This window comes from Denitrificimonas caeni DSM 24390 (assembly GCF_000421765.1).
GTDB lineage: Bacteria > Pseudomonadota > Gammaproteobacteria > Pseudomonadales > Pseudomonadaceae > Denitrificimonas > Denitrificimonas caeni.
Window position 1 is genome coordinate 1 of record NZ_ATXQ01000010.1, and the last position, 21,185, is coordinate 21,185.

The window sequence follows — 21,185 nt, forward strand, 5'->3', positions numbered from 1 at the left end:
CAATCCTAAGACCTTCTTCACACACGCGGCATGGCTGGATCAGGGTTTCCCCCATTGTCCAATATTCCCCACTGCTGCCTCCCGTAGGAGTCTGGACCGTGTCTCAGTTCCAGTGTGACTGATCATCCTCTCAGACCAGTTACGGATCGCGGTCTTGGTGAGCCATTACCTCACCAACTAACTAATCCGACCTAGGCTCATCTAATAGCGAAAGGCTCCGAAGAGTCCCCTCCTTTCTCCCGTAGGACGTATGCGGTATTAGCTTACCTTTCGGCAAGTTATCCCCCACTACTAGGCAGATTCCTAGGCATTACTCACCCGTCCGCCGCTCGTCAGCAAAAAAGCAAACTACTCCCTGTTACCGCTCGACTTGCATGTGTTAAGCCTGCCGCCAGCGTTCAATCTGAGCCATGATCAAACTCTTCAGTTATATACTGATCGGATTTTGAGAAAATCCTAAACTTGGCTCAGCAATCGCAAATATCTTTTATTAATAAACTAAAAAAGACAAAAATAATTCTACAAATTTACATTCGCGGAATAACTTGTGGTGCTGATAATCTTGCTGACTATCAATCATCTAACACAAGCACCCACACGAATTGCTTGATTCAAATTGTTAAAGAACGTTTCGATGAAGTCTTTCGGCTTCAGCGAGGAGGCGTATTCTACACTCTCCAAAGTAACTGTCAAGCTTAATTTTTAACTTATATCCTTAAAAATCAACTTGTTACCTGATTCACACTGCTTGTGCTCCTCAAGAACGCCCATAGTACAGTCTTTTAAAAAAAGCACAATAGCCAACCTTTAAAAAACTTATTTTATTGAGCAAGTAGCCTAATGCGTGCAAAGCTTTTTTTACCAGCTTGGCATACATGTTCAGCACCCAGTTTAAAGATGAAGTCTCGAGTGACAACCTCGCCATCTACGCGAACACTGCCAGCAGAAAGCATATCTCTTGCGCCAGCAGCATTTTTAACCAATCCCGCTTTATTCAAAACAGCTGCAATCGGTAAGTCAGCCTCCGCCTCGACAACTATGCTAGGCAGATCTTCCGGAAGCTCGCCTTGCTGCATGCGATTGCCTGCCGACTTATGTGCACTTGCAGCTGCTTCTTCGCCATGAAAGCGTGCAATTAACTCATGCGCCAACTCAATTTTAATATCTCGCGGATTCGTACCCTGCGCAACTTTAGCTTTAAGCTGTTCAATCTCGGCAGCTGGTCGAAAACTTAAAAGCTCAAAGTATCTCCAAATCAATTCATCAGGCATAGACAGAAGCTTGCCATACATTGCACCTGGCGCTTCCTGAATGCCCACATAATTGCCTAATGACTTAGACATCTTTTTAACGCCATCCAAACCCTCAAGCAAAGGCATTGTCACAATACACTGGGGCTCTTGATCGTAAGCTCGCTGCAGCTCTCGACCCATCAACAGGTTAAAGGTCTGATCTGTACCGCCAATCTCAATATCAGCGCGCAATGCAACAGAGTCGTAACCTTGGATTAACGGATACAAAAACTCATGGATAGCAATCGGCTGATTGGTTGTATAACGATTACTGAAGTCCTCACGCTCCAGCATGCGCGCAACCGTATAATGTGATGCTAGACGGATAAAGTCAGCAGGCGTCAGCAACTCAAGCCATTCCGAGTTGAATACCACCTTAGTTTTGCTTTCATCCAGAATTTTGAATACTTGCTGCTTATAGGTTTCGGCGTTCGCCAGCACTTGCTCACGCGTCAATGGTGGTCTTGTTGCGCTTTTACCACTGGGATCACCAATCATCCCTGTGAAATCACCAATCAGGAAAACCACCTGGTGACCTAAGTCTTGCAGCATACGCAGCTTATTAAGGAGCACCGCATGCCCAAGATGAAGATCAGGCGCCGTAGGGTCAAAACCTGCTTTCACACATAATGGTTGATTGCGTTTTAACTTCTCAATCAGCTCTTTCTCGACTATGACGCCATCAGCGCCTCGTTTGATTATGGCTAATTGCTCTTCAACGGCTTTCATTTCAACAGCACCACATTTTCAAGGATAGATAGCAGGACAGAATACTAGATAAGGAACTAAAAACAAATTAACGCATCAGAAAGCCGTCACCGCAGCAGCCTATTACCGTGCACCAGACGACAAAAAACCTGACTCAGCGCAAGTTACAGGCTCTATTTACTTGCAGTCTGGAGGTTTTACTTATACTTTATCGGATCGCTCACAGCAGACCAACAAGACCATGACGCCAAAAAACACTCCGACACAGCAGATGTATCCAAAACGCCATCTGCTTGCGGCAAGCGGAATTGCTGCCTTACTCTGTTTGACTTTGCTTGTTTATCCTTCGCGCGAAGTAGAAGCTAAAAAAACATTCATCAATATTGAACTAGAAGCCCAGTCTCTAGAAGAAGTCACAGAACCTCTCACGAATTCAGAATCAGTTGACGCTCAGACACTCAGTACAACTGCAAACAAACCAGAAATCGATTCTTTTGAGTACAAAAAAGACCTGACCGTGAAAAATGGCGAAACCTTATCAGTGTTGTTCGAACGCGCTGGCTTAGGTAACAGCTTATTGCACAGTATGTTAAGCAGCGACAAAGAAGCAAAACGCTTCACACAACTTAAGGTAGGCCAAACTCTTTCTTTTGAGTTTGATGAAAACAAAGAGCTTAAAAGCCTTAGCAGCCAAATCAGCACTCTCGAGAGCATTCATCTAGAGAAGAAAGCTGATAGCGAAAATTTCGCATTTAGAAAAACCGTCGCACAAACTCAGACCCACGAGAAATATGCTCAAGGAAATATTGAGGGCGCTCTTTTTGCCGCGACTAAAAAAGCTGGCGTGCCTTATGGCTTAGCATTAGATATGGCAAACATTTTCGGCTATGACATCGATTTCGCTCAAGACATCCGCAAGGGCGATAAATTTGAAATCCTTTATGAAGAAAAAACCCTAGATGGCAAAGCTGTCGGCACTGGTAATATTTTAACCGCTCGCTTCACCAATCGCGGCAAAATTTACACCGCCGTGCGTTACACCGACAAAAACGGTAACACCAGCTACTACAGCGCTGACGGCTCGAGCTTACGCAAAGCATTTATTCGCACACCAGTTGATTTTGCACGCATTAGCTCACGTTTTTCCAACGGTCGTAAACATCCAATCCTAAATAAAATTCGTGCTCACAAAGGTGTTGATTACGCAGCTCCACGCGGCACGCCAATTAAAGCCGCAGGTGATGGACGAGTGACTTTAGCTGGACGCAAAGGTGGTTACGGCAATACCGTGGTCATTAAACACGGGCAACGCTATCAAACCTTGTACGCACACATGAATGGCTTTGCCAAAGGTATCCGTAGCGGCAGCAATGTGAAGCAAGGACAAATCATTGGTTATATTGGCACCACAGGTTTATCTACTGGTCCGCACTTGCATTATGAGTTCCAAGTTAATGGCGTGCACGTTGATCCGCTAAGCCAAAAACTGCCTATCTCTGATCCAATTCATGCCTCCGAAAAACAACGCTTTGCTCAGTACAGCCAACCGTTAATTGCTAAACTTGACTCTAATAGCAGCACTCAAGTGGCATTGAATAAGCAATAACTATGCTTTATATAGGCGTGATGTCAGGCACCAGTCTTGACGGTATTGATATCTGTGTAGTGAACATTGATCACCAATGTTCACTCATAGCCAGTCAATACATGCCGATGCCAAGCAAGCTCAAAGCAGATTTGCTGGCACTATGCAGCAGTTCATCCGATGAAATTGCTCGCGCAGCACTAGCTGAGCAGCAATGGGTTGAGTTGACTGCACAGGGCATTAGCACTCTTCTAGCAAAAACCAACTTACAACCTACTGATATTCGCGCCATAGGTAGCCATGGCCAAACCATTCGCCATGAGCCGGGCCTTGGCTTTACCGTGCAAATTGGCAATCCTGCGTTATTGGCAGAGCGTACTGACATTTGCGTCGTCAGTGATTTCCGACGACGTGACATGGCTGCTGGCGGCCAAGGCGCACCACTGGTACCTGCCTTCCATGAAATGCTATTCAAACAGCGCAATACAAGCTGTGCCATCCTCAATATCGGTGGTTTCAGTAATGTCACATTATTGTCTGCAGGACTAGAAACCCGTGGGTTTGACTGTGGTCCTGGAAATGTTCTGCTAGACGCATGGATTCAAGACAAGCTACAAGTCGCTTTTGATAAAAATGGCGACTGGGCTGCCAGCGGTCAAGTCAACCAAGCGTTGCTTGAACACATGCTTGAAGAACCATTTTTCAATACTCAAGGCCCAAAGAGCACTGGTCGCGAACTGTTTAATTTAAACTGGCTCAAGCGCATGCTCAGTCAACTTGAGGCAATTGCAGACCGTGATGTGCAGGCTACACTTGCGCAATTTACAGCAGTCACTGTTGCTGATGCGATCATTCAAGCTCAACCAGACACTCAAGAAGTATGGGTATGTGGTGGTGGTGCGCATAATGCAGATTTATTACAGCGCTTAGATCAAGCATTAGCGAACTGCTCTGTCGCGGCAACTGACGAGATTGGTGTGTCTGCGGACTGGATGGAAGCAATGGCCTTTGCTTGGCTGGCTCACTGCTGTCTAGAACGTATTCCAGGTAACCGCCCTGCGGTGACCGGCGCCAGAGCTCAAAGAGTGCTCGGCGCCATCTACCCGGCTTAATCAGCGACGACTTAAACTGAGAATGATGATCCGCAGCCACAAGTTGTAGTGGCATTCGGATTATTGATAATGAAGCGAGAGCCTTCAAGACCTTCGGTGTAATCAACTTCAGCGCCAGCTAAGTACTGAAAACTCATAGGGTCAACCACAAGACTCACACCCTCACGCTCAATCAGCGTGTCATCTTCAGCTAATTCGTCATCAAAGGTGAAACCGTACTGGAAGCCAGAACAGCCGCCCCCAGTCACAAACACACGTAGCTTTAAACGCGGATTGCCTTCTTCTTCCACAAGAGCCTTTACTTTATTAGCGGCCCCTTGGGTAAACTGCATTGCTGCAGGGACGAAGGATTCAACACTCATTTTACTTTCTCCCAGCATGCTGCTGTAAATGACTCTGTGATGCATTATCGGCTTATCCGACCATTAAGGTCAACTATTAACCGAACTTAAGGAATTAATGCCGCCGAAGCTAAACCGCTATCCTCAGCAAGACCGAACATGATATTCAAATTCTGTACAGCCTGCCCTGACGCACCTTTAACTAAATTATCTATCACTGACATCACCACCACTAAATCACCGTTTTGTGGGCGTTGCACAGCAATCCGGCACATGTTCGCGCCTTTGACACTGCGCGTCTGCGGAAATATACCGGCAGGCAGCACATCAACAAAACGTTCATTCTGATAGCGTTGTTCAAAAAGCGTCTGCAAATCAATACTGCGATCCACCACTGTGGCGTAAAGAGTGGCGTGAATACCACGAATCATCGGCACTAAGTGCGGCACAAAGGTTAAGCCGACCGCTGTATTCGCTGCCCGGCTTAAGCCCTGCTTAATTTCTGGAAGATGCCGATGGCCATTAACCGCATAAGCCATCATATTTTCACCTGACTCGCAGAATAATGAACCAACTTTCGCTCCACGGCCGGCACCGCTGACGCCCGATGCACAACTGGCAATCAGCGTTTGCGTATCAGCAACCCCAGCCTCTATCAGCGGCAATAAACCTAGCTGCACTGAAGTTGGATAGCAGCCTGGCACTGCAACCAGACGCGCGGTTTTAATCGCCTCACGATTCACTTCTGGCAAACCATATACAGCCTCGCCGAGCAGATGCGGTGCACCATGGGCTTGGCCGTACCACTTAGCCCACTCATCAGCATCTTGCAGTCGAAAATCTGCAGATAAATCTATCACTCGTGTACCGGCTTGGAGAATTTCGCCCGCCAAGCCATGCGCAACACCATGTGGTGTAGCAAAGAACACCACATCGCACGAGGTTAACGTTTCAAGGTCCGGCACAGAAAAGGTTAGGTCAGGATAGTACTCACGCAGATTGGGATACATATCGGCAACTCGCATGCCTTCTTCTGACCGTGAAGTAATAATTTCAACCTGTGCCAGCGGGTGCAGAGCAAGTAAGCGCAATAACTCAACGCCCGTGTAGCCTGTACCACCAACAATTGCGACCTTAATCATGCCTGCACCCTCTTTACTCAAGTAAATTTTAAATCAAACCCGATGTTTCATAACTAACACTCTACAGATGACACAGTGCTATCTGCGTACTACCATGAGCAATCTTATTTGCTGGAGTCTGTTATGACGTATCTGTGGATCAAAGCCTTTCATATTATCGCAGTGGTGTGTTGGTTTGCGGGTTTATTTTACTTACCGCGCTTATTTGTTTACCACGCACAGAGCACTGACAGTATCAGCCAAGAACGCTTCAGCATAATGGAGCGTAAGTTGTACCGAGGCATTATGCATCCATCGCTGATTGCCACTTTAGCGCTGGGCATCGGCATGTTGTACATGAATCCTGCACTGCTAAAAATGGGTTGGATGCACATCAAGCTGACTCTGCTGCTTATTCTAATCATCTATCATTTTTCACTCGGGGTGATCTACAAACGTTTCGCGCAGGGTCTGAATACAAAAAGTCATGTTTTTTATCGTTGGTTTAACGAACTGCCGGTATTATTCCTGATCGCAATTGTGTTGCTGGCTATTTTAAAGCCATTAAAGTTATTTTAAGAAAGTGTTAACGACAGTGCAGCAAGAGCATGAAACATTCGACTACACTGCTGTGTATATGGGTAATTTGCCTTTACAACAACCACTTCCATCAATAAGGAAGCTTTATGACTGACACGCATTACAAAATCACCATGGATGGCAGTCTTGCACCAGGTGTCACACTCGAGTTTGCTCAAGATAACTTTGCCCGACTCTTCAAAACGGATGTCAGTGCGGTGAAGCAGCTGTTTTCTGGTGGCCCGACCGTTATTAAACGAGGCATCAGCGAAGCAGAAGCTGATAAATATGTACACGCTTTATTCAATGCCGGTGTTGTTGCACGCAAAGAACTGGATCTTGCCGCCAATCTCAGTTTGGAGTCGATTGAATCCGAGCATGACGCAGATAACGGTGAGCGGATGACTTGCCCAAAATGCGAGACTGAACAAACACGCAGTGAGATGTGTGCAAACTGCGGTATTGTTATTGCTAAGTTTAATCATTACCAAGCGCAAGCCCAGCAAGCAACCACATCAACCGCAGCATCCCCTTATGCTTCACCGCTGGCGATGGTTGTGCAAGATGACAACGAAGTCGGTGAGCTTAATATTTGGGGCGTAAACGGACGCATTGGGCGTATGCGTTATGTGGCATGGTCGATGGTCTATAGCCTTGCCATTCTACCAGTAGCGCTGATCTGTGCCTTGGCATTCAACATTTCGACATGGCTAGGCGGCTTATTAGCGGTTGTCGCATTGATTGCTGCAATGATCGTTGGTGTTCAGATTAGTGTAAAACGTTTACACGATATTGGCTGGTCAGGCTGGCTACTATTAATTGCTTTGGTTCCGCTCGTTGGTAGCATTTTCCAAATCATAACCTTTGTCATGCCAGGCACTAAAGGTAGCAACCTGTATGGACCGCCACCGCCTGAGAATAGCCAGGCGGTAAAGGTTCTGTTTTGGATCTGGGTTGCGGTAATAGGCGCTGCATTTGTAATCGGCATTATCACCGGCATGCTCGGCGCAATGCTTAGCGGACAATAAACCCTGCTATATGTGCTGATCAGCATCACTTTGGGTGTGCTGATCAGCACATGCAATTAGCCAGTATTACGCAGTCCTGCGGCAATCCCCGCCACAGTCACTAATAAAGCTTGCTCAATCGCTGGACAAATTGCTTCACCCTGCTCTCTTGAACGCGCCAACAGTTCAACTTGCAGCAAATGCAGCGGATCAAGGTAAGTGTCTCTTACGCTAATCGAAGCACGTACTTGTGGATGACGCTCTAATAAATGCGTTTCACCGGTTAAGTGCAGCACTTGCTCAACCGCCTGACTGAGGTGCTGGTACAGCTGTTCACCAAAACCACGTAATTCATCGGCAACCAAACGCTCATCGTATAAACGAGCAATACCCGAGTCGGCTTTGAGCAGCACCATTTCCAACATATCAATGCGCGCACGAAAAAATGGCCATTGATCACGCATTTCTGCCAGCAATGATTCTTCTTGGCGAGCGATCGCATTTTGCAAGGCTGTCTCCCAACCAAGCCAAGCCGGCAGCATCATCCGCGTTTGCGTCCAAGCAAAAATCCAAGGAATAGCACGTAAGCTTTCGATGCCTCCACTACGTCGGCGCGCTGGACGACTGCCTAGTGGTAAACGTCCCAGCTCTTGCTCTGGTGTAGCCTGACGGAAATAATCCACAAATTGCGGGTGCTCCCGCACTGTTTTTCGATAAGCCTGTAGGCCATCTGCAGCTAAACGCTCCATCACCGCACGCCAGGAATCTTTCGGTACTGGCGGCGGTAGCAAGGTCGCCTCCAGTACCGAGGCGATGTATAAATTTAAATTCTGCGCTGCCACTTTTGGCAAGCCGTATTTGAAACGAATCACCTCACCTTGCTCGGTGGTACGAAAACGTCCTGCTACCGAACCTGGCGGTTGTGACAAAATGGCTTCGTGCGCAGGTCCGCCGCCACGACCCACAGTACCGCCGCGGCCATGGAATAAAATCAGTTCGACGCCTTGCTTCGCACAAACTGCAACCAACTCTTCTTGCGCTCGGTATTGCGACCATGCTGCAGCAGTAGTGCCTGCATCCTTGGCAGAGTCAGAATAGCCAATCATCACCTCTTGCGGCCCTGCCAAACTATTACGGTAGTCAGTCAGGCTCAATAACTGATCAATCACGCCAGCAGCATTGTGTAAGTCATCTTGAGTTTCAAACAGCGGCACAATGCGCATGGACCGATTAAGCCCTGCTTCTTTCAGCAGTAACTGCACAGCCAAAACATCAGAAGGTGCCGAGGCCATGGAAATGACATAAGAACCCAGCGAATCAGCCGAGGTTTGCGCAATTACCTTACAGGTATCAAGCACTTCTTGAGTGTCGGCACTGGCGGCAAATGCGCTGGATAACAGCGGTCGGCGGCTGTGTAGTTCGGCCAGTAAAAAAGTTTGACGCTGCTCTTCACTCCATTGTGCATACTCGCCCACACCGAGCCATTGGGTGATTTCATTCAAAGCACTGCTATGACGTGCAGCATCTTGTCGAATATCGAGGCGTCCTAAGGACAAACCAAAGGTTGTCGTACGACGAATAGTATCCAGTAAGTCGCCATCAGCAATCAGGCCCATACCGCACTCATGCAGCGAGCGATAGCAGAGCAATAACGGCGCTAACAGTTCATCGGTATCATGCAGAATATCAGCAGATAATGCTGTGCCGTTTGATAACGCATCTTGCAACTCAGCGCGAGTTTTACGCAAACGGGCGCGCAATTTTTTCATTAAAACGCGGTAAGGCTCATCACTCTCACCGACTAGCGCCAGTAATTCTGCGCTGGCATCCTGCATTGATAACTCAGCAGTCAGACGTGAAATATCTCGCAGGAATAAGTCTGCAGCAATCCAGCGTGCCAATAACAAAACAGTTTTGGTCACCCGTGCGGTGACGTTAGGGTTGCCATCACGATCACCACCCATCCAAGTGGCAAAACGAATCGGCGTCGCGGTGATTGGTAGTTTATCGCCGCCCGCCGCTTGCAAGGTTGTATCGATGTGGCGCAGGACATTCGGAATGGCTTGCCAGAGCGAACGCTCAATCACCGCAAAGCCCCAACGCGCTTCATCCACAGGAGTTGGCTGTGCACTACGAATTTCTGTGGTATGCCAGACTTCGGCAATTAATCGGCGTAATTTAGCGATGATTTTCTCACGCTCGGCCGTGGTGAGATCGGTATGGTCCAGTGCCGCTAGCTGCTGCGCAATGGCATCGTACTTCATGATCAAAGTGCGACGTGATACTTCGGTAGGGTGCGCTGTCAGCACCAACTCAATATCTAAGTTAGCCACTGTTTGCGATAAATCTTGTGGATTGTGACCAGCCACTTGTAGCCGCTCAAGCACCGATGCGAGCATCTGCTCTTCAAAAGCTGGCTCTTCATCGCTCTGGCGACGGCGAATCAGGTGGTATTGATCAGCAATATTCGCAAGATTAAGAAATTGGTTAAAACCACGCGCCACTGGCAACAATTCATCTTCAGACAACTGGTCTAAGGTGTCGGTCAATTGCTGACGGCCGTCATCTGAACCGCTACGTGCGGCTTTTGCGCCTTTACGAATGCGCTCGATTTTCTCTAAGAACTCTTCGCCGCGTTGCTCACGCATGGTTGAACCAAGCAGCTCACCTAATAAATGAACATGCTCGCGTAGACGTGAATCAATTGGAATCATGCTGGCTCTCCACTAAGGTTTGTTTCAGCTTGCCGAGTTATCCAGCATCTGGCAAGAAAACTTTAGTGTTCGAAGCTCAAGCAAACCTCATGAAGAGCAAGGGATACTTGGATATTACTGCGCGCTAAACTCGCAGCGTACTGCACGCTTTTTATCATCGACTAACACACCGCTTAAACCTTTTTGCTTAGTATCAAACAAGACCACGATACCATCCATACACTGAGCAATTTGCTCAGCAGGTTTTAACGAAGCTTTGTAGTCTTCGCCTGGAATAGTTTTCAGCATGGTGTACTCGGCCAACAGCAATGCATCCGAAGGTTTAGCCATATGCAGATAACCGTAATAACTTAAAATCGCCACAGTACCCAACATGCTAGCAATAGCAGTGGCAATCAATGGCCGAAAATCGCGCTCGCTCATAATGTCTCCAGACGTAATAGTGGTGAAAATAGACTGAGCGGCACAATCTCAAACTGATGCAAAACTGCGCGCTCATACAGGCCGATTAATGCTCTGGACGCATGTGCGGGAATAAAATCACATCGCGAATTGAAGCAGAATCAGTCAATAACATGACGAGGCGATCAATACCAATCCCTTCACCTGCGGTTGGTGGCATACCGTATTCCAAAGCACGCACAAAGTCAGCATCGTAGTGCATGGCTTCATCATCACCGGCATCTTTATCAGCCACTTGCGCTAAGAAACGCTCAGCCTGATCTTCAGCATCATTAAGCTCGGAATACGCATTAGCAATTTCACGACCACCAATAAATAGCTCAAAACGGTCAGTGACGTTTTGATCATCGTCGTTACGACGCGCCAGCGGCGACACTTCAAAAGGATAGCGGGTGATAAAAGTAGGCTGCTCAAGCAGATGTTCAACCGTCTCTTCAAAGATCATGGTCTGTAACTTACCAATGCCTTCAAAACCCATCACTTTAGCACCGTGTTTTTTCGCCAACGCGCGCGCTGTGTCGATATCATTTAGGTCAGCTGCAGTAATCTCTGGGTTGTACTTTAAGATGGAATCAAACAAAGATATGCGCTGGAACGGTTCACCAAAGTGGAATACTTTGCCTTGATACGGCACATCAGTTGTACCCAATACCGCTTGCGCCAGCTCACAGAACAGCTCTTCGGTCAGGTCCATGTTGTCTTCATAATCAGCATAGGCTTGATAGAATTCCAACATAGTAAATTCTGGGTTGTGACGGGTTGAGACACCTTCATTACGGAAGTTACGGTTGATTTCAAAGACGCGCTCAAAACCACCAACCACCAGACGCTTTAAGTACAGCTCTGGGGCAATACGCAAGTACATCGGCAAATCTAACGCATTGTGGTGGGTCTCAAAAGGCTTAGCCGCTGCGCCACCGGGAATGGTTTGCAGCATCGGCGTTTCCACTTCTAAGAAGTCACGCGCAGTTAAGAAATTACGAATATGCGCGATGACTTTTGAACGGACTTGGAAGGTATGACGCACTTCTTCGTTAACAATCAAATCGACATAACGTTGACGATAACGTTGCTCGGTATCCACTAAACCATGATGCTTATCCGGCAACGGGCGTAATGACTTGGTCAGCAACTGCACCTGATCCATGTGCACATAAAGATCACCTTTGCCAGAGCGCGACAAAGTGCCTTCAATGCCAATAATATCGCCCAAATCCCAGCTTTTAATCTCAGCAAGTTTTTCTTCTGAGAGACTTTTACGATCCACATACGCCTGCAAGCGGCCAGTCATGTCTTGGATGACCATAAAGGCGCCGCGGTTGAGCATGATGCGGCCAGCCACTTTTACTGGTATTGCGGCGCTGACCAACTGCTCTTTACTGTCATCTGCGTAAGCTTTCTGGATATCAGCACAGTAATGCTCGCGACGAAAATCATTCGGAAAGGCATTGCCCTTAGCACGCTCGCTGGCTAGCTTTTCTTTACGCAAGGCGATCAGTTTATTTTCTTCGTCTTGCAACTCGTGCTGGGATGGCGCTTGTTCACTCATGATGGATTCCACTAATTTATTCAGATCGCTGCTTGAGCGATTATAGGCACGTCAATAGCGTGCTGATTACAGCGTCGACACGTGGTGACGTGCCGCGGCCGATCAAAGTCCTTGTTTCAGACTCGCCTCTAAAAACTGATTGATGTCGCCATCTAATACAGCATCGCAGTTACTTTCTTCAACGTTGGTGCGTAAGTCTTTAATCCGCGACTGATCAAGCACATAAGAACGAATCTGATGCCCCCAACCAATATCTGACTTACTGTCTTCAAGCTCTTGCGAAGCGGCGTTACGCTTAGATAATTCCAGCTCATACAATCTAGCGCGAAGCATTTTCATTGCGGTATCACGGTTAGCATGTTGCGAGCGTTCGTTCTGACAGCAGACCACAGTGTTAGTTGGCACGTGAGTAATACGCACCGCCGAGTCAGTGGTGTTCACGTGCTGACCACCGGCACCGGAGGAACGATAGGTGTCGGTACGCAAGTCAGCCGGATTAATATCAATTTCAATGTTGTCATCAATCTCAGGCGAGACAAACACAGCGGTAAACGAAGTGTGACGGCGGTTACCTGAGTCAAACGGACTTTTGCGCACTAAACGGTGCACGCCGGTCTCAGTACGTAACCAACCAAAGGCGTAGTCGCCTTTAATATGTAAGGTGGCACCTTTAATACCGGCTACATCACCTGCGGACAATTCCATAATGGTTGCTTCAAACCCGTTATGATCCGCCCAGCGCAAATACATACGCAGTAAAATATTGGCCCAATCCTGTGCTTCAGTACCACCAGAACCGGCTTGAATATCCAGGTAAGCGTTATTGGCATCCATTTCACCGCTAAACATGCGACGAAACTCAAGCTTGCTAAGGTCTTCGCCTAAACGCGCCACTTCTGCACGAACTTCTTCAACGGTCTCTTCATCATTTTCTTCAACTGCCATTTCCAGCAGTTCTTTTGCGTCTGTCACACCGCTTGCAAGGCTGTCTAAAGTTTCGACAACTTGCGCCAGCAATGAACGCTCACGACCAAGGTTTTGCGCATACTCTGGGTTATTCCAAACCGCAGGATCTTCCAGTTCGCGATTAACTTCGGTTAGACGCTCGTGCTTGGTATCGTAGTCAAAGATACCCCCGAATGACTTGCGTACGCTCGGCTAAGTCATTGATGGCTAGATGGATTGGATTAACTTCCATAACAGACAATTCTCGCTTAATTGAACAACATAAAAACGCAGATTATACCCCAATAAATGCGCACTGTGCGCAGCTCAGCAGTACAGCAGGCGCTTTTGTTTAGCGAGGGCTGATACTGGAAACCATCAACTGCAGACTTTCATTGCCGCGAAACTCATTAATGTCCAGTGTATAGGCGACTTGGGCATGGCTAATAGTGGGATTGGGCCACACATCCAAGTCAATATTAAACGCAATGGCATCCAGAGCCGGCGCATTTTGCGCGCTTTGTAAGACCAGTTTGAGGTGCTTTTCACCGACCAATCTTTGACTGATGATTTTAAAATCACCATGAAACAAAGGTTCAGGAAAACGCTGTCCCCAAGGCCCTGCATGACGCAACTGTTGCGCCAACTGCATATCAAACTCGTTGGCCGCCAAGCAGCCATCGGAATAAATGCGCCCGGTTAAATCATCGGCCGTGAGCTGACGACGCACTTCAGCATCGAAGGCTTTAGCAAAAGCCTCATAATGGATGGCTTGCAAGGTCAAACCCGCCGCCATTGCATGCCCACCAAACTTGCTGATCAACTCAGGAAAACGCGCAGCTACAGCATCCAGCGCATCACGAATGTGCAAACCTGGAATTGAACGCGCCGAACCCTTTAATTGACCTGCACCTGCATCAGCAAAAGCAATCACCGGGCGGTGATAACGCTCTTTCATCCGCGAGGCTAAAATGCCAATCACGCCTTGATGCCATTCAGGCTCAAATAAACACAGGCCAAAAGGTAAGTTGTCCAACGGCAAGTCTTTGAGCTGCACCAACGCTTCACGCTGCATGCCTTGCTCGATTTGCTTACGGTCTTGATTGAGCTGCTCCAACTGTTGGGCGCGCTGCAAAGCGCCATCAGCATCTTCACAGAGCAGACACTCTATACCTAAACTGATGTCATCCAAACGCCCGGCGGCATTCAGGCGCGGGCCGACAATAAAGCCTAAATCCGTTGACACTAAACGGCGATGATCACGCCGCGCCACGTCCAAGATCGCCTGCAAGCCGGGACGTGCACGTCCCGCGCGAATCCGCGCCAAACCTTGATGGACTAAAATACGATTATTGGCATCCAAAGGCACCACATCGGCGACGCTGCCAAGCGCTACCAAGTCTAACAACTCGGCTAAGTTCGGCTCTTGAATGTTCTGCTGGGCAAACCAGCCATTGCTGCGCAAGTGCGCACGCAACGCTAGCAACACATAAAACATCACGCCGACACCGGCTAAGGCTTTACTGGGGAATTCACATCCGGGCTGATTGGGATTGACAATCGCATCAGCAGTCGGCAATTCAGCGCCGGGCAAGTGATGGTCAGTCACCAATACTTTAAGCCCGGCTGCTTGCGCCGCAGCAACGCCCTCAAGACTGGAAATACCGTTATCTACCGTCACCAACAAATCCGGCTGACGCTCTAGCGCCACGGCAACAATTTCTGGTGTCAGCCCATAACCATAGTCAAAACGATTGGGCACTAAGTAATCGACATGCGCCGCACCCAACATACGCAAACCTAAAACACCGACACAGCTGGCCGTCGCACCATCGGCATCAAAGTCACCGACAATCAAAATGCGCTGACGTTGCTCAAGGGCTTGAGTCAACAACTGCACCGCAGCATCCATTCCCTTGAGCAGATGAGTCGGTAGCAAGCGCGCCAAACCTTTTTCCAGTTCGGCAGCATTAGCAACACCACGCGCGGCATAAATACGGGTTAACAGCGGCGGCAGATCACCTAAGTCAGGCAGAACAGTGGGCAGTGGTCGTTGTTCGATACGCATTACAATACATTTCTCTTATCTATTCTTGGCGAAAACCACAAGTTGTGACTAGGACGCTGTCACTTCTCCGCGCTCACCGTGTAACCATTCCAGCTCAATACTGTGCTGGCCACGTTCATCCGTAATGAACACATCGCCATCACTGATCATCACGCTCCAGTTAATCGTGCGTGGCAAGTCTTCCGCTAGGTTGGTTAAAGACTCTTGGCTGATGGCCAGTACATTTAAGTTTTTCAAACTGCGCACCTGATCCAGCTCTTTGCTGACCCAAGTGCGCAAGCTGCCATAGGCTAAAACACTTAAGCGTTCAGCACGGCGCGAGCACCAAGTCATTCGCTCAGCAGTGGGCTGGCCCACTTCAATCCAATGCAGAATGCGCCCGTCTAAACTTTTCTCCCACACGGCAGGCTCGTCAACATTGGACAAGCCGCGACCAAACTCAATCTGTTCAGCATGCCAAAGCGCCCGTGCCAGCAAGCGCGACAACAAACGCTCGGCTGTTTCGGACGGATGACGCGCCATACTGAAGCGCAGGCTGTCATAGACATTGCGATCCATATCGGTCAGGTTCAGCTCAACTTTATAAGGCGTGGCTTGCAGAGCCATATTGGTGTTCTCTATAGGATAACAAAGCAGCTAAGTCTAACCTGTTCTGCCGCGCGATGCCGCACCCCAATAACAACGCGGTTATCAACATCAGTTCAGGGTATTGATATAAAACAAGCAAGATCAGAGCGAAACGGTGGTCTTTACCCAAGTAGATGCCGCATAATGCGCACTGTTACTCATTTGCAAATGTTTACATAGCCATTTCGTTTTCGTCCATGGAGCTCGATAACTGTAATGATCCGTTTTAGCCGTTTTATGTTGCTCATCGGCTTTTGCATGTCGTCAATGATGATTCACGCAGAGGATAACTCGCTTATTATCTCTCCTGCACAACAGTGCAGCTTAGAACGTATTGCCAGCGAACCTAAACTCGCTCTTGAAGAATGCTTAACATTCGCTCAGCTCGGCTATGCTGATGCGCAATTTGTTCTTGGTGAGTACTGGTATCAAGGCCAACAAACTCCGCGTGATTTTCAACAAGCACTTAAATGGTTTGAACAAGCCTCTGTACAAGGTCATGCCATCTCCCAGCTGCGTTTAGGCACCATGTTTTATCGTGGCGAAGGCGTTCCAGCTAATACCATCCAAGCGTATATAGTGTTGAAAATGTCAGCGATCAATGGTTCCGATGAAGCGCTGGACAGCGCAGACCAAGTTGCCTTGCAAATGCAGCGTGATGAACTCGAAATAGCGAACCAAGTCTTGGCGCAGATTTTCCGCAGCTACTTACTCCAACTCAGTGACACGACCGTCGCCCCATAAATAATTGCGCCAAAAGGGCGGCTGGAGATCATCATGCTAACTCTTTATCGCATTACTTTATTGATTAGCAGCAGTCTTTTTTTGCATCTTTGCTTTGCACAAGAGCCAGAAAACGCACAAATAACAGAACCCGTTACAGACAAGCAAGAGTATCCACGTAGCACTATACTGACTCGAAACATTTTAGCCGCTCAGGCCATTCAACTTGGTCTAGACGCGCAACAACTGATCACTTTAAGCACACCTCGAGAGCATTTTTCCGCACTCTTTTTAGCAGCCAACCAAGCTAAGCCACACGGTTTAGTCATTTTATTACCTGGGGAAGGCGAATCGTTTGACTGGCCAACTGCAATTGGACCCCTACGCAACAAATTACCTGATGCTGGCTGGCATACGTTAAGTCTAAACTTGCCATCGCCCCCAGACGCAGAAGCCAACATTCCCTCAATTTTTGCAGCCCCTGTGGCTGAACAAATCATTATTGAGCCTCCAGCTCCTGCAGCACCAATAGAAACTGAAGAGCTTGTCGAAACCGATATACCTGAAGAAAGTGCAACCGAAGAAGAACCAGAAGATCAAGCTGAAGTTGCAGACGAAGTCATAACAGAACCGGCAGATACAGACTTACACGCTGAACCAGCAGCGCCTGTTATCGAAGTGTTACCGCCGCTGACCTACCCTGAGCGGATCAGTAGCTTTATTGATGCTGCTTTTGACTATGCCAAACAGATGCAAGCCGCTGAAATCATTATCCTAGGGCATCATGAAGGCGCTTATTGGGCTCTCAAGTATGCGACGCAGCAACCTCTTGCGACAGCACCACGAGTTGCTTTGATTGCACCTCGTACGAATAAACAAGAATACTTTTCATACGAAAAATTGATCGGGGCCAATACTCCCGTTATCGCTGACTTCTATTATAAGGACGATCGTGTCACAGAAGCAGCCGCCAAGCAGCGCTTACAGGCAAGCAAGCGCGCTGGATTAGAGCACTATCATCAAATTGGTTTGCCTGCAGTGCATCCATCCTTAGAGCAAGAGCAACTGTTTCGCCGTGTTAAAGGATGGCTCAATAAACAGTAATTTTAAGTGTTTTACTTACTCAGAATACTGCAGAGCAAACATCACTCGCTTTTATTAAATACGGATATTCTATGCGTGCCTTATTTGTTTTTTTAATCATCAGTTTTACCAGCCTTGCTGCCGCCGATCAAAATGCAATGCAGAAACTAAATGCACTGCTTACCGATCCTTCAGCACAAGAACAGGCTTATGCAGCAGGTCATGAGCGAATTACATTTTGCAAACATTGCCACGGTGAAGACGGTAACAGTAAGCGTAATTACATTCCCAATCTAGCTGAGCAGAATCCCATTTATTTGTTTAATGCTTTTGAAAAATTCGCTAATGGTGAACGCACTGATTTTGTTATGTCAAAATTAGCTAAAAATTTAAGCATCGACGACCGTGTCAATATCGCTCTGTATTACGGCCAACAGAAAGTTGTGGTTATTCCTAGTGAGTCGCCCAATCTACGCGATAAAGGTCAGGCTAAATTCAATCAGGTTTGCCAGGGCTGCCATGGCGTCAATGGTGAAGGCAAAGAAGATATGCCAAGACTGGCCGGCCAGCCTGCAGAATACATCACTCGTACGCTGAAAAACTTCCGCAGTAAAGACCCTAGCCGTGCCGCCTCTATCATGTTGTCTATTACGGAGAACATGACGGATGATGAAATTAATTCAGTGGCCAGCTATATCCAAGAACTGGATATCTAAACGCTGTTTACCGATGCTTACGCAGTAACGCATAAGCATTGTGTAAAGCACGTGTTTTCTCGGTAGCCGCTTGGACTTGTGCAGGCTTAGCGCCTGCACCAATCATTTTATCGGGATGATGGAGACTGAGCTGGCGGCGATAAGCCGTTTTAATGACTGCCAAGGAATCCGTGCGTCGCACTCCCAGCAACTGCAAAGCTGCATCTAACTCATTAAGCGCTTGGCGTGGAGGACTGCTGCGCAGCGGTCTTGCCAGTTCTTCATAGCGAGCAAATGCTGCTTTTGAACACCCTAGCCAACTAGCACATTGCTGTAAGATAGTGCGCTGCTTGGCTGTGGCCAAGCCTTCCACTAAAACCATGCGCCATCCGGCTAAGAGTAAACGCTCAGACTGCTCAGGCGTGCGGTAGTGGTGACGCAAACTGCTACGCAGCTCAGCTAACCGACAATCTTTACCTTCTGAAAAAGCAGCAATAGCAGTCTTCTGGAAAGCTCCAAACAACTGCTGTCGCTGCATTTCTACACGTGCCATTTTAATGTGCTCAGGCGACACCCGACCTGTGCTTTTCGCCAAATGTCCCAGCAACATAAATAGCGTTTGTTGCGCATCCAATAGTTTGGCCGGCTTCGGCTGCAAGCGCGCATGCAATTGCGCCCAGCTAGTAAAAGCCAAGTTACGATCAACAATGCTACCCAGCAGCATCCCGAGCAACCCCCCTGGGATGCTGGCAATTGCTAAACCGGCTAAGCCACCGATGATTGTCAGGGGCCAAATCATAACCTTGCAAACACCGCTTGTGCCGCCGCCAAGCGCTCTTGTGTGCCGACATCAATCCAACAACCGTTAAAATGCTCACCACTGATTTGGCCCTGTGCAATCGCTTGGCGCAACAAAGGCGCTAACTTAAAAGCACCCGCCTGACAGTCCACAAACAACTCAGGGTGCAACACAGCAATCCCGCTATAGGTCAGCGTATCTGCTGCTGGAGCAAGCACACGACCATCTTCTAGGGAGAAATCACCCTCAAGATGATGCTCAGGATTATTGATCAACACCAAATGTGCCAAGCCTTGCAGCGGTTTTTGCAATTCAGCAAAGTCGTAGTCGGTAAACACATCGCCATTGACCACAATAAAAGGCTCATGACCCAATAAAGGCAGTGCTTGATAAATCCCGCCGCCGGTTTCTAGTGGCTGCGACTCTTTAGAATAGACGATCTGCACACCAAAGCGCGCGCCATCACCTACGTGCGCTTCGATTTTGTCACCCAGCCAAGCGTGATTAATCACCACATCAGTCACACCTGCTTGCGCTAGTGCTCGCAAGTGATATTCAATCAATGGCACTCCTGCAACAGGTATCAAAGGTTTCGGTGTATGTAGGGTTAAAGGGCGCATCCGCTCACCTTTACCTGCCGCCAAAATCATTGCTCGCATGTTTTTACTCTACTTAGACAAACTGGTTAATAACTGCGCTAAGGGTTCAAGCTCTGCGCGGCGTGCCATCACTTGCTGTAAATAAGTAAAGAAGCGCGGCACGTCATTTAAATAACGAGGTTTGCCATCACGATGGCAAATGCGCGCAAAAATCCCTATTACTTTTAAATGTCTTTGTGCGCCCATCAGGTCGCTATCACGCTGAAAATCTTCGAACCTCTCCGGCACAGCAAGTTCACAGGCTCGGGCTTTGCGCCAATACTCTTGTAGCCAGTCGGTTACGCGTGCTTCAGGCCAACTGATAAACGCATCTTTAAACAGGCTAGTAATGTCATAACTGATGGGACCATACACCGCATCCTGAAAATCCAAGATACCTGGGTTCGGCTCACTGAGCATTAAATTGCGCGGCATATAATCACGGTGCACAAACACCTTGGCTTGTTTAAGCGCGCTATTCACCAGCACATCGCAGGTTTGTTGCCACCAATCTTGTTGCTCAGCGGTGAAGGATTGGCCGAGCGCATGCGCAACATACCAGTCAGGAAATAGCTGCAGTTCACGTCGTAACAACGCTTCATCGTATTCAGGCAACTGGGCATTGTGCATAGATATTTGCTGCATACCAATTAAAGCATCAATCGCCAAGGTAAATAGCTCATCAGCATTATCTTGAGTAAGCACATCAAGCCAAGTCTGCGTGCCTAGATCAGATAACGCCAAAAAACCGCGTGATAAATCTTCAGCCCATACTTTAGGTACATGCAAACCGCCCTCTGCCAAAAGCTTGGCTATTTTGACAAAAGGACGGCAATCCTCTTGTGGCGGCGGTGCATCCATCAGAACTAAATCACTGGTTGCCGAGTACCAACGAAAATATCGCCGAAAACTTGCATCACTACTGGCAGGTTGTAGGCTATTTACGCTAGTCTCTGCAAAGCCTGCTTGCTGAGCAATATGTGGCAACTGTTCTGCAAACCAGTGCGTAAGCTCTTGTAAACGGCTATCGTCTACATTTATAGGTTGATTCGGCATGGTAATTCTCCAACGGTGCTAGCCGTTCTGTAGGGCATGCTTTATTATCGCTGATCTTTTCCAGCCCTTCGAGAGGCATGC

19 protein-coding genes and 1 rRNA gene are annotated in these 21,185 nt (G+C 48.1%); 7 read left to right on the plus strand and 13 right to left on the minus strand.

What is annotated here, in order from left to right; translation table 11 throughout:
* Nucleotides 1-430 (minus strand): 16S ribosomal RNA (locus tag H591_RS0112620); the annotation flags it as partial.
* A 391-nt stretch (nt 431-821) separates the two neighbouring features.
* Nucleotides 822-2,021 carry a tyrosine--tRNA ligase gene (gene tyrS / locus H591_RS0112625; RefSeq protein ID WP_022967329.1) on the minus strand — a complete coding sequence of 400 codons (1,200 nt, stop codon included), beginning with the start codon at nt 2,019-2,021 and terminating at the stop codon, nt 822-824.
* 220 nt (nt 2,022-2,241) lie between these two features.
* On the opposite strand from tyrS, the gene H591_RS0112630 reads away from it, so the two are divergent.
* Nucleotides 2,242-3,606 carry a peptidoglycan DD-metalloendopeptidase family protein gene (locus H591_RS0112630; RefSeq protein WP_022967330.1) on the plus strand — a complete coding sequence of 455 codons (1,365 nt, stop codon included), beginning with the start codon at nt 2,242-2,244 and terminating at the stop codon, nt 3,604-3,606.
* Nucleotides 3,607-3,608: 2 nt separating this feature from the next.
* A complete protein-coding gene (locus H591_RS0112635; RefSeq protein ID WP_022967331.1) occupies nt 3,609-4,697 on the plus strand; it encodes an anhydro-N-acetylmuramic acid kinase in 1,089 nt (362 codons plus the stop codon).
* Nucleotides 4,698-4,708: 11 nt separating this feature from the next.
* On the opposite strand, the gene erpA is transcribed toward H591_RS0112635, so the two are convergent.
* On the minus strand, nt 4,709-5,059 hold the full coding sequence (gene erpA / locus H591_RS0112640) for an iron-sulfur cluster insertion protein ErpA (protein ID WP_022967332.1): 351 nt from the start codon (nt 5,057-5,059) through the stop codon (nt 4,709-4,711).
* A gap of 86 nt (nt 5,060-5,145) precedes the next feature.
* Nucleotides 5,146-6,180 carry an N-acetyl-gamma-glutamyl-phosphate reductase gene (argC, locus tag H591_RS0112645; protein WP_022967333.1) on the minus strand — a complete coding sequence of 345 codons (1,035 nt, stop codon included), beginning with the start codon at nt 6,178-6,180 and terminating at the stop codon, nt 5,146-5,148.
* A 123-nt stretch (nt 6,181-6,303) separates the two neighbouring features.
* Between argC and hemJ the strand changes: the two genes are divergently transcribed.
* Together hemJ and H591_RS0112655 are read left to right on the plus strand one after the other, a co-directional pair.
* On the plus strand, nt 6,304-6,738 hold the full coding sequence (gene hemJ / locus H591_RS0112650) for a protoporphyrinogen oxidase HemJ (protein ID WP_022967334.1): 435 nt from the start codon (nt 6,304-6,306) through the stop codon (nt 6,736-6,738).
* Between the two features lie 107 nt (nt 6,739-6,845).
* Nucleotides 6,846-7,766 (plus strand): DUF805 domain-containing protein, encoded by a 921-nt coding sequence (locus H591_RS0112655; protein WP_022967335.1) that lies wholly within the window; start codon nt 6,846-6,848, stop codon nt 7,764-7,766.
* 56 nt (nt 7,767-7,822) lie between these two features.
* Here H591_RS0112655 and ppc read toward each other — a convergent pair whose 3' ends face one another.
* The 6 genes from ppc to H591_RS0112685 all read right to left on the minus strand — a co-directional run bounded on the left by ppc (nt 7,823) and on the right by H591_RS0112685 (nt 16,089).
* Nucleotides 7,823-10,459, minus strand: coding sequence for a phosphoenolpyruvate carboxylase (gene ppc / locus H591_RS0112660; protein ID WP_022967336.1), 2,637 nt, complete (start codon nt 10,457-10,459; stop codon nt 7,823-7,825).
* A 114-nt stretch (nt 10,460-10,573) separates the two neighbouring features.
* Nucleotides 10,574-10,882: a hypothetical protein gene (locus tag H591_RS0112665; RefSeq protein ID WP_022967337.1), complete on the minus strand. Its 309-nt coding sequence runs from the start codon at nt 10,880-10,882 to the stop codon at nt 10,574-10,576.
* Between the two features lie 85 nt (nt 10,883-10,967).
* Nucleotides 10,968-12,470 (minus strand): lysine--tRNA ligase, encoded by a 1,503-nt coding sequence (lysS, locus tag H591_RS0112670; RefSeq protein WP_022967338.1) that lies wholly within the window; start codon nt 12,468-12,470, stop codon nt 10,968-10,970.
* 102 nt (nt 12,471-12,572) lie between these two features.
* Nucleotides 12,573-13,668 (minus strand): peptide chain release factor 2 gene (prfB, locus tag H591_RS0112675; RefSeq protein ID WP_156853224.1). Its coding sequence is split into 2 segments (ribosomal slippage): nt 12,573-13,595 and nt 13,597-13,668, totalling 1,095 coding nucleotides; the frame shifts between segments, so codons are not numbered across the junction.
* A gap of 99 nt (nt 13,669-13,767) precedes the next feature.
* The gene (gene recJ / locus H591_RS0112680) at nt 13,768-15,483 is read right to left on the minus strand and encodes a single-stranded-DNA-specific exonuclease RecJ (RefSeq protein WP_022967340.1); all 1,716 of its coding nucleotides are present in this window, start codon (nt 15,481-15,483) and stop codon (nt 13,768-13,770) included.
* A 48-nt stretch (nt 15,484-15,531) separates the two neighbouring features.
* A complete protein-coding gene (locus H591_RS0112685) occupies nt 15,532-16,089 on the minus strand; it encodes a YaeQ family protein (protein WP_022967341.1) in 558 nt (185 codons plus the stop codon).
* A gap of 237 nt (nt 16,090-16,326) precedes the next feature.
* Here H591_RS0112685 and H591_RS0112690 point away from each other — a divergent pair, with 237 nt between their 5' ends.
* The 3 genes from H591_RS0112690 (at nt 16,327) to H591_RS15445 (ending at nt 18,632) form a co-directional block, all read left to right on the plus strand.
* Entirely contained in the window at nt 16,327-16,854 is a 528-nt protein-coding gene (locus tag H591_RS0112690) for a tetratricopeptide repeat protein (RefSeq protein ID WP_022967342.1), read from the plus strand.
* Nucleotides 16,855-16,887: 33 nt separating this feature from the next.
* Entirely contained in the window at nt 16,888-17,937 is a 1,050-nt protein-coding gene (locus H591_RS0112695; RefSeq protein ID WP_022967343.1) for a DUF3530 family protein, read from the plus strand.
* Between the two features lie 71 nt (nt 17,938-18,008).
* Nucleotides 18,009-18,632: a c-type cytochrome gene (locus H591_RS15445; protein WP_022967344.1), complete on the plus strand. Its 624-nt coding sequence runs from the start codon at nt 18,009-18,011 to the stop codon at nt 18,630-18,632.
* A 7-nt stretch (nt 18,633-18,639) separates the two neighbouring features.
* Here H591_RS15445 and H591_RS0112705 read toward each other — a convergent pair whose 3' ends face one another.
* From H591_RS0112705 to H591_RS0112715, 3 genes are read right to left on the minus strand one after another with little or no spacing between them, the layout of a single operon-like run.
* Nucleotides 18,640-19,410 (minus strand): DnaJ domain-containing protein, encoded by a 771-nt coding sequence (locus H591_RS0112705; protein ID WP_028244421.1) that lies wholly within the window; start codon nt 19,408-19,410, stop codon nt 18,640-18,642.
* The gene (gene murU, locus H591_RS0112710) at nt 19,407-20,069 is read right to left on the minus strand and encodes an N-acetylmuramate alpha-1-phosphate uridylyltransferase MurU (protein ID WP_022967345.1); all 663 of its coding nucleotides are present in this window, start codon (nt 20,067-20,069) and stop codon (nt 19,407-19,409) included. The genes H591_RS0112705 and murU overlap by 4 nt, the downstream gene beginning before the upstream one ends.
* A gap of 9 nt (nt 20,070-20,078) precedes the next feature.
* Nucleotides 20,079-21,104 carry an aminoglycoside phosphotransferase family protein gene (locus H591_RS0112715; protein WP_022967346.1) on the minus strand — a complete coding sequence of 342 codons (1,026 nt, stop codon included), beginning with the start codon at nt 21,102-21,104 and terminating at the stop codon, nt 20,079-20,081.
* Nucleotides 21,105-21,185 lie beyond the last annotated feature (81 nt).

Coding starts and splice junctions, on each gene's coding strand:
- tyrS (WP_022967329.1), bottom strand. CDS start 2,021: ATGAAAGCCGTTGAAGAGCAATTAGCCATAATCAAACGAGGCGCTGAT.
- H591_RS0112630 (WP_022967330.1), top strand. CDS start 2,242: ATGACGCCAAAAAACACTCCGACACAGCAGATGTATCCAAAACGCCAT.
- H591_RS0112635 (WP_022967331.1), top strand. CDS start 3,609: ATGCTTTATATAGGCGTGATGTCAGGCACCAGTCTTGACGGTATTGAT.
- erpA (WP_022967332.1), bottom strand. CDS start 5,059: ATGAGTGTTGAATCCTTCGTCCCTGCAGCAATGCAGTTTACCCAAGGG.
- argC (WP_022967333.1), bottom strand. CDS start 6,180: ATGATTAAGGTCGCAATTGTTGGTGGTACAGGCTACACGGGCGTTGAG.
- hemJ (WP_022967334.1), top strand. CDS start 6,304: ATGACGTATCTGTGGATCAAAGCCTTTCATATTATCGCAGTGGTGTGT.
- H591_RS0112655 (WP_022967335.1), top strand. CDS start 6,846: ATGACTGACACGCATTACAAAATCACCATGGATGGCAGTCTTGCACCA.
- ppc (WP_022967336.1), bottom strand. CDS start 10,459: ATGATTCCAATTGATTCACGTCTACGCGAGCATGTTCATTTATTAGGT.
- H591_RS0112665 (WP_022967337.1), bottom strand. CDS start 10,882: ATGAGCGAGCGCGATTTTCGGCCATTGATTGCCACTGCTATTGCTAGC.
- lysS (WP_022967338.1), bottom strand. CDS start 12,470: ATGAGTGAACAAGCGCCATCCCAGCACGAGTTGCAAGACGAAGAAAAT.
- recJ (WP_022967340.1), bottom strand. CDS start 15,483: ATGCGTATCGAACAACGACCACTGCCCACTGTTCTGCCTGACTTAGGT.
- H591_RS0112685 (WP_022967341.1), bottom strand. CDS start 16,089: ATGGCTCTGCAAGCCACGCCTTATAAAGTTGAGCTGAACCTGACCGAT.
- H591_RS0112690 (WP_022967342.1), top strand. CDS start 16,327: ATGATCCGTTTTAGCCGTTTTATGTTGCTCATCGGCTTTTGCATGTCG.
- H591_RS0112695 (WP_022967343.1), top strand. CDS start 16,888: ATGCTAACTCTTTATCGCATTACTTTATTGATTAGCAGCAGTCTTTTT.
- H591_RS15445 (WP_022967344.1), top strand. CDS start 18,009: ATGCGTGCCTTATTTGTTTTTTTAATCATCAGTTTTACCAGCCTTGCT.
- H591_RS0112705 (WP_028244421.1), bottom strand. CDS start 19,410: ATGATTTGGCCCCTGACAATCATCGGTGGCTTAGCCGGTTTAGCAATT.
- murU (WP_022967345.1), bottom strand. CDS start 20,069: ATGCGAGCAATGATTTTGGCGGCAGGTAAAGGTGAGCGGATGCGCCCT.
- H591_RS0112715 (WP_022967346.1), bottom strand. CDS start 21,104: ATGCCGAATCAACCTATAAATGTAGACGATAGCCGTTTACAAGAGCTT.